This window comes from Armatimonadota bacterium (assembly GCA_020354555.1).
In the GTDB taxonomy this organism is placed as follows: domain Bacteria; phylum Armatimonadota; class Hebobacteria.
In genome coordinates this window covers 3,675,050-3,686,932 of record CP070648.1, presented here as the reverse complement: position 1 = coordinate 3,686,932, position 11,883 = coordinate 3,675,050, and the positions used below count along the sequence as shown (strand labels likewise).

11 protein-coding genes are annotated in these 11,883 nt (G+C 65.2%); all 11 read left to right on the top strand.

Annotated features, from left to right (window positions below):
* The coding region (locus JSV65_15100; protein ID UCH33871.1) for a hypothetical protein at window positions 1-274 on the top strand (274 nt) is incomplete at its 5' end.
* Between the two features lie 94 nt (window positions 275-368).
* On the top strand, window positions 369-2,858 hold the full coding sequence (locus JSV65_15095) for a hypothetical protein (GenBank protein UCH33870.1): 2,490 nt from the start codon (window positions 369-371) through the stop codon (window positions 2,856-2,858).
* A 424-nt stretch (window positions 2,859-3,282) separates the two neighbouring features.
* Window positions 3,283-4,653, top strand: a complete 1,371-nt coding sequence (locus JSV65_15090) for a sulfatase (protein ID UCH33869.1) — start codon at window positions 3,283-3,285, stop codon at window positions 4,651-4,653.
* A 437-nt stretch (window positions 4,654-5,090) separates the two neighbouring features.
* Window positions 5,091-7,607: a hypothetical protein gene (locus JSV65_15085; GenBank protein ID UCH33868.1), complete on the top strand. Its 2,517-nt coding sequence runs from the start codon at window positions 5,091-5,093 to the stop codon at window positions 7,605-7,607.
* 211 nt (window positions 7,608-7,818) lie between these two features.
* Window positions 7,819-9,168 carry a sulfatase gene (locus tag JSV65_15080; GenBank protein ID UCH33867.1) on the top strand — a complete coding sequence of 450 codons (1,350 nt, stop codon included), beginning with the start codon at window positions 7,819-7,821 and terminating at the stop codon, window positions 9,166-9,168.
* A gap of 412 nt (window positions 9,169-9,580) precedes the next feature.
* Window positions 9,581-9,856 carry an acyltransferase family protein gene (locus JSV65_15075; GenBank protein UCH33866.1) on the top strand — a complete coding sequence of 92 codons (276 nt, stop codon included), beginning with the start codon at window positions 9,581-9,583 and terminating at the stop codon, window positions 9,854-9,856.
* Window positions 9,857-9,908: 52 nt separating this feature from the next.
* Window positions 9,909-10,250: a hypothetical protein gene (locus tag JSV65_15070; GenBank protein ID UCH33865.1), complete on the top strand. Its 342-nt coding sequence runs from the start codon at window positions 9,909-9,911 to the stop codon at window positions 10,248-10,250.
* Between the two features lie 83 nt (window positions 10,251-10,333).
* Entirely contained in the window at window positions 10,334-10,606 is a 273-nt protein-coding gene (locus JSV65_15065; GenBank protein UCH33864.1) for a hypothetical protein, read from the top strand.
* 148 nt (window positions 10,607-10,754) lie between these two features.
* Complete coding sequence (locus JSV65_15060; GenBank protein UCH33863.1) at window positions 10,755-10,892, top strand: hypothetical protein; 138 nt, start codon at window positions 10,755-10,757, stop codon at window positions 10,890-10,892.
* 3 nt (window positions 10,893-10,895) lie between these two features.
* The gene (locus JSV65_15055) at window positions 10,896-11,156 is read left to right on the top strand and encodes a hypothetical protein (protein ID UCH33862.1); all 261 of its coding nucleotides are present in this window, start codon (window positions 10,896-10,898) and stop codon (window positions 11,154-11,156) included.
* Window positions 11,157-11,508: 352 nt separating this feature from the next.
* Window positions 11,509-11,883: hypothetical protein (locus JSV65_15050; protein UCH33861.1), on the top strand; the 375-nt coding region annotated here is incomplete at its 3' end.

Sequence of the window (11,883 nt, the reverse complement as noted above, 5' to 3'; positions counted from 1 at the left end):
CTGGGACCAGGGCCCGCTGATTCAGGACATCAAGCGGCGCCGCTTCGCCCTCATCATCTCGGTATGGAATCCGGCCGGCGGCGCCAGCGACGAGTGGGGTACCTACGGCAACTACCGCTGGAGTATCGGCATGGGCCGTGCGATCATGGCCAACTACTACCTGCTCGATAAAGCGGGCTACCTCTACTTCATGGCGCCCGCTGACGGCCGCCACCCGACGTGCGCAGAGATGTACCGCCGGCTCCTGCTGCGACGCGACGACAAACGGCCGTAGCCGGGCGCCGCCAGGCGCCCGGGGCGCCGTGGTGTCCGCGAGCCGTCAGTCCGGGCGCGCGCACTTCAGGAAACGGAAAAGGAGATTGCTGCCAATGGCTGCGGGAAGGGAGCGAAAGGCAAGCCCTGTGATTACGGCAGGGGCCGCGCACATCCCGCACGCGGGCGTGGGCATCTATGCCGGTCTCTTCTGCGTGACGCTCTCGACGCTCATGCTCGAGATCCTATTGACGCGGATCTTCAGCGTCATCCTCTGGTATCATTTCGCCTTCGTGGCGGTATCGGTGGCACTCTTCGGAATGACACTGGGCGCCGTCATCGTCCACTTGGCGCCGCGTTATTTCTCGGGACCGCGGATCCCCACGCGACTCGCGGGGGCGGCAGGATTATTCGGTCTGACCACGGCGGCAGCTACTGTCGTAATGTTGAGGGCGAGATTCAGTCCTCCGACGCAGGGCGGCGAACTCGCGGCGCTCGTCCCGCTCTACCTGCTGGTGGCGGTGCCCTTCACGTTCAGCGGGATCGTGGTCAGTGTGGCGCTCACCCGCTTCCCGCAACGCATTAACCGCCTTTACGCGGTTGACCTTATCGGGGCGGCGGTTGGGTGCTCAGGCGTGATATTCACGCTCGACCTGCTGGATGCGCCCAGCGCCCTGATCGCGGTCGGGGCGGCGGCAGCCCTCGGGTCCCTGTTCTTCTCGCTCGGATCTCGCGCGCTGTCGGCGCGCGTGGCCGCCGGCGCCCTGGTGGTGGCGCTGGCCGCAATGGCAGTCTACAGCGGGCACGGCAACGTGCTGCGCGTGCGCTGGGCCAAGGGCGCACGCCAGCCCCAGCTGCTCTACGAGAAGTGGAACGCCTTCTCGCGCGTCATGGTTTGCGAGTACGCGGACCGCCCGAATGCTCCGCCTGGTGAGGGCCCGGGACAACCCTTCGGCGTCTACGGGAGGGGCGAACGGCGGCAGCAGTATCAGGTCGACCAACTGTGGATGGATATAGATGCCAACGCGGCCACGGTCATGACCCGCTTCGACGGTAACCTCAAGGCGGTCGGCTATCTTCCCTACGACGTTTCGGCGGCGGCGCACTGGCTGCGGCCAAACGCGAGCGTCATGGTAATCGGTGTGGGAGGGGGTCGTGACATCCTGACTGCGCTGGCGATGAACCAACGGTCAGTCACCGGCGTTGAACTGAACGAGAGCATCGTGACCGCGCTCAACGACCGTTTCGGCGAGTTCACGGGTCACCTCGACCACAACCCTCGCGTCCGCTTCATCACCGACGAGGCGCGCAGTTGGATTGAACGCAGCCCGGAGGAATTCGACATCATACAGTGCGCCCTCATCGATACGTGGGCGGCGACCGCCGCCGGCGCGTTCGTCCTCTCCGAGAACAACCTCTATACCGAGCAAGCCTGGACCGCGATCCTCAATCACCTGACGGATCGCGGCGTCTTCTCGGTTACGCGCTGGTACTTCTATCGCACGCCCGGCGAGATTCTCCGCTGTCTGAGCCTTGCGCGCGCAACCCTGGAAGGCATGGGTGTACGCGACTGCCGCCGGCACCTTGCGGTGGTCGCCCTGCGCGTGGGGCCGGGGCCATACGGCGGCAACGGCATGGGCACCGTCTTGATTTCACGGTCGCCATTGACGGATGACGACGTGCGTAGGCTCGAAACGTGGGCGCAGGGATCCGGGTTCGAAGTGATGCTGTCGCCGGCGACGTGCAAGGAGCGCCGCTTTGCACGGCTGCTGGCGGCGCCGCGGCTGCGCGATTTCACCGACGGCTTTCCGCTCGACGTCACGCCGCCGACTGATGACCGCCCGTTCTTCCTCCAGATGCTTCGGTTCCGCGATTGGGCGGCGCCGCGGCCGCCAGGGAACCAGGGCACCGTGTCAATGAATCTCCAGGCGGTGTCCGTTCTCGGCAGCTTGCTGACGACCACTACCGTCCTTGCGGTGCTCTTCGTGCTAGTGCCGCTGGGCCTGACATACCGGCGAGATCGCTACTCGCTGCGCTCGCTCGCGCCCGGGCTGCTTTTCTTCGCTGCTATCGGACTTGGCTTCATGCTCGTCGAGATCTCTCAAATGCAGCGCCTCATTATCTTCCTCGGGCATCCGACCTATGGCTTGTCGGTCGTCCTACTGGTGCTGCTGGGCGCTGGCGGGCTGGGCAGCTTGGTCGGCGGCGGCATCTCACTCGATGACTGGCGGGCCATGCGGCGCATCGCGGTGGTCATGGGAACGCTGCTGGTTCTGCTAGCTGTCTTCGGCCTGATCACCCCGGCGCTCACCCGCGCGGCGCAGCCCGCTCCGATGCCTCAGCGAATCCTGCTGGCCGTCGCGTTGCTTGCGCCTATCGCCTTCTTCATGGGTACTCCATTCCCGCTGGGCATGAAGCTTGCCAGCCGCGGCGAACGCGCGCCGACGGCCTGGTACTGGGGCATCAACGGCGCAATGTCGGTTGTCGCGTCGGTGGCAGCGGTCGCTCTAGCTTTGGTCGCTGGCATCACGGTCGCGTTTTTCGCGGGTATCGCGTGCTATGCGTGCGCGGCAGTGGCTTTGGTATGGTTGAGCCGCCGATCCTGACTCGCTCGTGCGTTCGAGGCTGCCCGCGCCTAAGTAGCTCTTCAACTGAGAACCGCTCGTGTCGTCGCGTGTGCATACACGTGAAGAATTCGCCTCCAGGCGCGGATTCTCGAGTCGGCGGATTGGCGCACATATCTAGCCTGAGCCCGCTGAAGAACCCTCGGCTGCGTCGGTGCCGCATCGGGCACACCGCAACTCGATGGGGCTCAACGCCACGGGTGAAAGGGGACGCCCGTGGGCACGCAGAAAAAGGAGGCGGCTGGCGGCGGATCGGCGGCATGCCTGACGCGCCAAGCCAGTCACCGCGGCCAACCGGGCCACTATCACCGGCGGCTTCTCAGATTTCGCGTTCGAGGCGTTTTGAAGCATGACGCAGACACGGCCTCAAGCGAGGGTGCCCCGATGGGGCACGGCAGTCATCGTTATGATCGCAGCAGTCGCGCTGGCCTTCGCGGCCTGCGGCTACTTCGCCTTCCGGCAGCGCCCCGCCCCTGAGCGGTTCGTTCTTATCGTTCTCGATTCCCTGCGCGCCGACCGCCTCGGGTGCTACGGCAATGGCGGGCATCTCACGCCGGCCCTGGACGCGCTCGCGGCGCAAGGCGTGCGTTTCGATGATTGCTGGTCGGTCGCATCGTGGACGATCGAATCGAACTGCGGACTGTTCACCGGTCGCTATCCCTCACAGACGCGGGCCGGCGACGGCATGCACCTACGCAGCGATGCGTTTACGCTCGCCGAGGCGTTTCGCGTCGCCGGGTATGCCACCGCCGCCTTCTCTTCCCACAAGTGGATCTCGCCCGACTACGGCTTCGGCCGTGGGTTCAACACGTTTCGCGTCGCCCACATGGACGATGACCGGATCGCCGACGCCTGCATCAGGTGGATCAAGAAGCACCGGCGAGACAGCTACTTCGTCTTGCTCTACTTCTGGGCCCCTCACTTTCCGTACAAGCCCGAGCCCGCGAATATTCCCGCTGCGCTCCGCGCCAGGCTCGCGCCGCTGCCCGAGTTTACCCGGAACGGCTATATCGTGGTCTCCGGCGAAAACCGGCTCCTGACCATCGTGCCCAAGGCCACGGGCAAGCCTGATGAAGCGTCGCTCGCGGAGATCGCCGCCCTTCGCGACCTCTATGAGCTCTACGTGCGCGATGTCGATGCCCGCGTTGGACGCGTCCTACGCTCCCTCAACGGCGATGACCGCTGTGTCGTCGCGGTCACTGCCGACCATGGCGAGGAATTCCTCGACCACGGCTTCCTCTGGCACCAGATGACTCTGTACCGGGAATTGCTGCACGTGCCCCTTCTGATCCGGGGGCCTGGGCTCGCGCGCGCCGTGGTCGAGACGCCGGTGAGCAATCTCGACATCACGCCGACCTTCCTCTCACTGGCGGGCTTGGCGGCTCCCCGCGATCTCGTCGGCCGGCCGCTGCTCCCCGCCTCGGGCATCGAGCAGCGCTTGGTGTTCAGCGAAATGGACCAGATCCGGGGGTCACATGCCCTCCGTTACGGGGTGCGCTCCGGCGACACCGCCGTCATCTATTCCCTCTCCGGGTGCCCGCCCGAGAAGCCGATTCCGCCGGGAGGACGGTGGGAGGTCTACGACCTCAAGCGCGATCCGACAGAGCAGCATCCTGGCGCCGATCCGCCAGGCGACCTCGGTGCCGCACTCTCCGCACATACCCGTGACGCGTTGGCCGCGCGCGCGGTTGCCACGAAGGATAGGACTGCGACGCCGGAGGCCCGCAACGAGATGATGCGTCAGTTCCGCGCCCTGGGCTACTTGGCACCCAACTAGCCCTGGCTGTGAATCCTCTCGTGCGGGAGACCCGCGCGCATGGGCGGCGGAGAGTCATGGAGTACGGGTCGCGGGGCGCCGGCGGCACTGATGGCGCCACCGCTTCTCCGATCAACCCGTGACCGTCGGCGACGCTGGTCGCGCCAGAGGTACCGTTAGGTTCGGCCGTGAATCATAGACCGGGTTATTCACGACGAGCGTCGATCGCCTGCATGGTGCCGACGGCGACTTCATTAACGAGTTTCGCGTCTCAGTGCGCTGCTGCGCTGAGACTGCGAGACTCTCCCGGGCGAGCTTCGTTGTGGAGAGCCTTTCGCCGGACGGGCCTGGCGTCCAGATCTACGAGCCTCGTTCATCATGTGCGCGCAGTCGCGGCGGCCGATGCAGTGGTCGCCCCGCCGATGCGTAGCGCAGTGTGAATAGTTGAGGGCAAGCACATGCAATACCGGACCGCCATAGCCAGCCCCCGCGCAGTGGCGATCTACCCCGCGGTGTTTCTGACTTCCGCAGGGGTCTTGATGTTGCAGATCTCTCTGACACGTTTGTTCTCGTTCACGCTGTGGTATCACTTCGCATACGTGGTGATCAGCCTCGCGCTGCTGGGATACGGAGCCAGCGGCGCGTTTCTGTCGGCGTTCCCGGGTGCGTTGGGCCGCAATCTCCCGCGGACACTCTTCGTATGCGCGACTGCCGCCTCGCTCATCATTCCGCTGAGCCTGCTCGTGTACGCGCACACGCCCTTCTACCCGCTCCAACTCCTCGAACAGCCCGTTCAGTGGTGGTATCTCGCGGCATACTACGCCGCAGCCGGGATCCCGTTCTTTCTGTGCGGCGTCTGCATCGCGGGCGCGGTCACCGCGGCGTCCGAGCGGGTAACGCGAGTGTACTGCGCGGATCTGGTGGGCGCGGGGCTCGGGTCGGCGGTAGTGGTCGTAGCGATCTGGCGGTTGGAGACGCCCGGGGTAATCATGCTTGCCGCGGGACTGATGGCAGGGGCGGCGGTGTGTTGGGCGTGGTGGTGGCGGCCGCGCGCAACGCTGGCGCCGGCGGTGTTAGTCCTGGTGCTGGCGACGGCAGGGGGACGTTTCTGGCGCGGCGTCGAGTTTCGTCCGAGCATCGAGAAGACAATGGCGCAGTTGCTCACGCCGGCCGCAGACGCGTCGGCCCCGGCCTCCGCCGGGGAACCGGGCGGCGCTCGGCCCACCGGCCCGCAGGCGCGGCGTCTCGCCCGGCACACGCGTTGGGGTGCGGTGTTTCGGGTCGATGTCCTGGAGCCGACAGGTGGGACGACGGCTCGCACGGGCTACCGCACCATCGGAGCCAGCCGCCAGTTCCAGGGCCGCGGGCCACGCTGGGTGAGCATCCCCCATGATGGCGATGCCAATGCCATGATCTACGACGGCACCGACGCGACCGGGCTTGCATTGTTCGACGATCACGCGATCTCGCTGCCCTACCGCCTGCTCAAGCACCGGCCTGACGTGCTGGTGCTCGGCGCTGGTGGGGGCACGGAGATCATCTGCGGACTTCGCCACGGCGCGCACAGCATTACGGCAGTCGATCTCGACCCATTGACGAGGCATCTGTTTACCCGTGATCTGGCTGCATTCGCCGGCCGGCTCCAGACGCGGCCCGGAGTTGCGTATCTGCTCGGGGAAGGTCGTTCGTTCGTGCGACAGAGTAAGCGCACGTATGACCTGATCCAGATGAATCAGACCGACACACTCACCGCAGCGAGCGCGGGCACCAACGTGCTGAACGAGAACTACCTTTACACGATCGAGGCATACGAAGACTACTTCAGGCATTTGCAGCCAAACGGACTGGTCTACGCCGCCCACATGGCTCCGCCGCCGGAAGCCGAAACCGTCAAGTTCCGGGTAGGCATCGTGCGTGTCGCGGGGCCCCTGGAAGCCCTGCGTCGTCGCGGCGTGAGTCACCCTCGGGACCATATCTGCGTCATCTGGGCTCGATATCTGATGGTCTACATGATCCGGCCTCAGCTGTTCACGCCGCACGAGGCGGATCTGCTCCAGCGCTACTGTGACGAGAACGGCTTCATCCCCATCCATCTTCCGTACCGGCGCCTTGACAACGAACTGTCGTGGTTCGTCCGCACGTCGCCTGAAGCTCGCGCTCAGTATGTCCGCAGCAGCGTCATCCGGCGCGACGCACCGACCGATGACTCTCCGTTCGTATGGCCCTATTACAAGTGGCGGTATGTCCTACGCCCCGGACACACGTACGATCGCATGGCGATGACGAGCGGGCAGTTGATCATGGTGCCCCTGCTGGGGATTGCGGTCGCCGGCTCGCTGGTGTTCATCCTGGGGCCGCTGGCGCTCTTCCGGCGACGAGGGGTCTACTCACGAGCCGCGCCCGGACTTGCCGTGTACTTCGCGGCGTTGGGCTTCGGCTTCATGTTCATCGAGATCAGCTTCATCCAGAAGTTCGTCCTATTCCTCGGGTATCCGACCTACTCGCTGACGGTGGTCTTGAGCGCGCTACTAGTGTCGTCGGGGATTGGCAGCCTGGCAAGCCAGCGGTTGATTTGGAGGGCGGAGCGATCGCTGACGTGGGCGCTGGCGGCGCTGCTCGTGCTCGGGGTGGTGTATCTGGCGTTTGCGGAAACCGTGTTCGGGATGCTTCTCGGGTATCCTCTGTGGGTGCGGATTCTGACTGCCATGGGGCTCATCGCGCCGCTCGGATTCGAGATGGGGATGTTCTTCCCGACCGGGATTCGGATTGTCGATGCGGTGGCGCCGCAATTCGTGCCGTGGGCGTGGGGCATCAATGCTTCAACCTCGGTGGTCGCGACCGTGCTCGCGGTGATGCTGGCGATGACGGTGGGCTTTCGCCTGGTCGGGGTATGCGCGCTGTCGATATACGTCGTCGGCGCGCTGGGCCTTTTTGCGGCGCGACGGCGGATAGCCGCGCCTGCGGCCGAGTCGTGACCGTCTGGCGCGCCCAGTGCCGATTACATGCCGCAGTCTGAACTGATTCGCGCCGTCCGCGCACGGTCTGGCGGCGCGGCGCGCAGATGCGGCGGGTCGCTCGCGGGCAGCAGCATAGAAAAGGAGTTGCCGGGGAATGAGTCGTCCTCCAAGAGTCTGGCCGCTGGTTGCCTCCCGTAGCCGTACGGGTGTATGCCGAGGCGGTCCCATCGTGGCCGGCGCCATCGTTGCGCTGCTGGCTGTCGCGCTGGCGTTCGCCACAGGATGTGGGTCTCGGAATCGCCGCCCGCTCAACGTGCTGCTGATAACCCTGGATGCGCAGCGGGCCGACCATCTCGGTTGCTACGGTTACCACCGCGAGACGAGCCCGAACATCGACGCCCTGGCTGCACGCGGCGTCCTGTTCCGTCAGGCGAATGCGAACGCCCCGTGGACCCTGCCCTCCTTCGCCAGCATCCTGACCAGCCAGTTTCCGATGGATCACGGGGCCACGACCCCCCGGCGCGCGCTGCCGGGGTCAAACTGGTTGCTGCCGAAAATCATGCAGCGTCACGGCTACTTCACGGCAGCCGCCATCGCCTCGGGGTTTGTCGCTCCGCACTACAATATCGCCCAAGGTTTCAACCGGTTTGTGGGCGATCGGTTCAAGGATGAAACCACCGCTCATTTCCGGTGCATGGACTCCCCGCCGTGGGTCACGGACTTCGGCCTCAAGTTTCTGAAGGTGCACCGCGATCAACCGTTCTTCCTGTGGTTGCACTACCTCAAGCCTCACGATCCGTACCTGTGGCAGCCGAAACACCGCTTCCTCGACGCGCCGCCGACGGATCTGCCCGAGTACCTGTCGCTTCCGTGGCTGACGTCCCACCAGGACGAACTGACGCCGAAGCAGATGCATGAGATCGTCGCCCTCTACGACGGGCAGACCGCGTACGCAGACAGTTACATCGGGCAGATCCTGGGGCAACTCGACCGCCTGGGGCTGCGAGAGCGCACGGTGGTCGTGTTGAGTTCCGACCACGGCGAGCAGTTCCTACAGCACGGTGCCTTCGGTCACCACCGGCAGATCTACCAGGACGAGCTGCACGTGCCCCTCATTATCGCCGCACCGACGTCCGTCAAGGGCGGGCGGAGCGTGGATGAGCCGGTGCAGTTGGTGGACCTGATGCCGACGCTTCTCGACCTCTGCGGGATCCGCGAGCAGGTGTCGGGCGCGCGCGGGCAGTCGTTGATGCCGCTGCTGACCGGTCGCTCTGGCTACCGCGAGCAGGACATCGTAGCGTCGGTCAGCGAGCCCGACCAATCGGAGGATGTCGAGTTGATGCGCAGTATCCGTCGCGGCGACTGGAAGCTCCTGCTCAAGGTGCGTGAATCGAAGACCGAGCTCTACGACCTGGCCGCCGACCCCGGGGAACAGCACAACCTCGCCGGGCGCGGGCTGGATGTAGAGCGGCAGTTGCGTAACGCGCTCTCCCGCTATAGGCGCGCAAGATCCCGACCAGGCCTCAAGCTCAGTCCGGAGACGGAACGGCGGCTGCGAGGCGTGGGTTATCTCCGATAGAGCGGCGTCGGTGCGGCGAGAGTGCGCTTGACTCAGTGACACCAGTCGACTTCGCCCATCTCCGCCGGTCCATCTTCACAGGTCAGCCGATTGAGCTATGCCCGCGTGCCACGAGATGAGCCAGCTGCGGCCCTGCGGACCGAGCACGGCCATAATGGAGCATATGTTATAACCCTTCGAGGACCCGCACGGGCGGACTGTTGGCGACGAGTCACACGTTAATGCGGTCGCGTCGACTGGCCGCAGAGTTACGCCCGCAGGTGGGCGCGACTCTGCGCGCCGTGTCATCTCGGGTGGCCCCTCAGGGCATAGGGAATGCATCCAATCCGGGGGGCGTCAGCGGGACAAAGGGCGCTGGTGCGGGGCGACAGGTTGTCAATGGGGCCGCTCTCACGCGCTCATAGGTGTATCAATGCAGCGCTTTCCCGGCATTGACGGTCTCCGCGGCCTCGCCATCCTGATGGTGACGCTGTTCCGTCTGTGGGTCGTTGCGCGGTCGCGGCTGCCGGTCGCCGGACTCGACCTGTCACTGTCCCCCCTTTTCGGTCACATGCGCGCAGCGCTCTCTTTCGCCATCTCCGGCTTCTGCCTGTTCTACCCGCTGGCGAAGCCCACTGACCGCGACCGCCCGTGGCCGTCCTGGCGGGCCTTCTGGCTGCGCAGGGCAGTGCGGATCCTGCCCGCGTGATGGCTGGCAGTCGGAATATGGTTTCCATTCTGGCTTCGTGGGGTCTCGCCCGATGTGGCCGTCAGCCGGCCTCGACACTTATTCAGCCACCTCACATTCGCGCACAGACACCGGCATCAGCATCAACGTTGTGCTGTGGAGCCTCGCCACGGAGGTTCATTTCTACATCCTGTTCCTGCTGATTGCGCACCCCATCACCCGTCGCCCGCTGCTTGCGGTCACATTAGCCTTTGTCAGCAGCGTCGTGCTGCGGTATGTGGCTACTCAGATCCCGTCCAATTCGACTGCGGGCATTCTTGGCCGCTCGCTGCCCGCCCGGCTCGGCGAATTCATGTTCGATCTGTATGCTGCCCAACCGGTGACCCGCCACGAGCGTCAGCCGCTCAGCGGATAGACGACGAGGATCTGGGTACTCGGTGCTGTGGGTCTGGTGGCAACGCTATGGATCCGCCATGCCATCCATGATTCGCCAGGGCAATGGGTAAGGCGCTACTGGCGGGACTACATGCTATATGCCTAGTGTTGGGGAGCGCTCATCGTATTAGCGGCCACTGTCGCCCGGTCGCGGTGCGTGCCTTCTCATGGCGCCCGCTGGCGTGCCTAGGCATCATCTCGTACAGCGTGTACCTCTATACCCCGCTCCTGAACGTCTTCGGCAAACGCCTTTGCGGCGACATACCGACCGATTCTCTTATCTGGCGGGTATTCGGCTTCAGCGTGATCGTCGCGGTCGGCGCAGCAGGTTACTGAACTGCCGAAAGACCATTCCACGCCTGGCTGGCGCAGCTGCGCCGAATCGGCAGCGTGGCGGAAAAGGTGCCTGCTCTTGCCGCGACGCCGGAAGTTCAACCATACTCGAGCACGGGCGTGTAGCCGTGATCGAGGACCGCGAGACTGAGTGCACAGTGGGCCCCGGGATGACCAGGCCGCCGGATGCGCCCGTCAACTCGACGCGTCGGCGGTATCCCGGCAGCGGCGATGGACGCAGGCGCTGCTGGTGCTGATCGCGGCGGTGCTTGTCGGCCGCCTGGTCTGACGGATGGCCGACCATTTCTGGATTGCGTCTCGGCGCCCCTACGAGATCGAGTACTGCGAGGGAATCCTGCTGCAAAACGGCGTCAACATAGCGCGCGGAGATGAGATCTACGGTGATTACACCCGCTACCCGTACGTCGCGGCGACATACCCGCCGGCGTACCCGGCAATCCTGTCGCTGGGAATGAAGGCGTTCGGCGTCTCCTTCGCGTTTCGCCGGGCCGCGTCATTAGCGGTGACGCTTGGCATCGGGCCATTTATCTAGCTCCTGCTGCGCCGCACCCGTAGGACGCGGTTGGCATCCGCGCTCGGGGTGGTGCTCTTTTTCGCGGCCCCGATCGTGACGTGGTGGGGGCCCAGCGTCCGGGTGGACATGAGCGCCGTCTTTCTGGGCATCGCCGGTGTATACTGCGTAGCGGACGCCGATGGCTGATCCTGGCGGTGGCTCTCATGGGCGCCCCCTTCTGCACCGGCCACTCCGAGGTGGCGCCCATAGCTGCAGCCGCAGCTTACGTGTGCTGGATCCGCGACCGCAGAAAGGCGCTCATGGTCGGCGGCGCATGGGCCGCGCTGGTGGCACTTGCTTTCGTTGCGCTGCAGGTTGCGTCGCACGGCTGGTGTTATCGCCATGTCGTGGTCCTAACCAGAACCGGTGGGAGATCGAAACGCTGAGCTTCTGGTGGCTGAGGAACTGTTTTCCGGGCTGGCCGTTTCCGTTTGCACTGGGGCTCGTCGGCGCGGCGCTCGTTCTGGGCGGGCTGGTGCGCGAGGACGGCTTTTCGCTGAACGACAGCCGGTCACCGCTCCGCCTGTTCGCGCTCTACTGGGTTTTCGCCATGCTGGTATCCCTCACTGCGGGCAAGATCGGCTCGGGTGTCAACTACATGCAGGAGCCGATCGTCGCCGCCTGCCTGGCCACTGGCATCGCCTATCCCTGGCTGGCGTCGCGTGTCGGTACGTGGGCGGGCAAGGTGGCATGGGTCGCGGTCTGG

Bases quoted from the DNA above. Each gene is read 5' to 3' on its own strand.
- JSV65_15095 (UCH33870.1), top strand. From the start codon at position 369: ATGGCTGCGGGAAGGGAGCGAAAGGCAAGCCCTGTGATTACGGCAGGG.
- JSV65_15090 (UCH33869.1), top strand. From the start codon at position 3,283: ATGATCGCAGCAGTCGCGCTGGCCTTCGCGGCCTGCGGCTACTTCGCC.
- JSV65_15085 (UCH33868.1), top strand. From the start codon at position 5,091: ATGCAATACCGGACCGCCATAGCCAGCCCCCGCGCAGTGGCGATCTAC.
- JSV65_15075 (UCH33866.1), top strand. From the start codon at position 9,581: ATGCAGCGCTTTCCCGGCATTGACGGTCTCCGCGGCCTCGCCATCCTG.
- JSV65_15070 (UCH33865.1), top strand. From the start codon at position 9,909: ATGTGGCCGTCAGCCGGCCTCGACACTTATTCAGCCACCTCACATTCG.
- JSV65_15065 (UCH33864.1), top strand. From the start codon at position 10,334: ATGGGTAAGGCGCTACTGGCGGGACTACATGCTATATGCCTAGTGTTG.
- JSV65_15055 (UCH33862.1), top strand. From the start codon at position 10,896: ATGGCCGACCATTTCTGGATTGCGTCTCGGCGCCCCTACGAGATCGAG.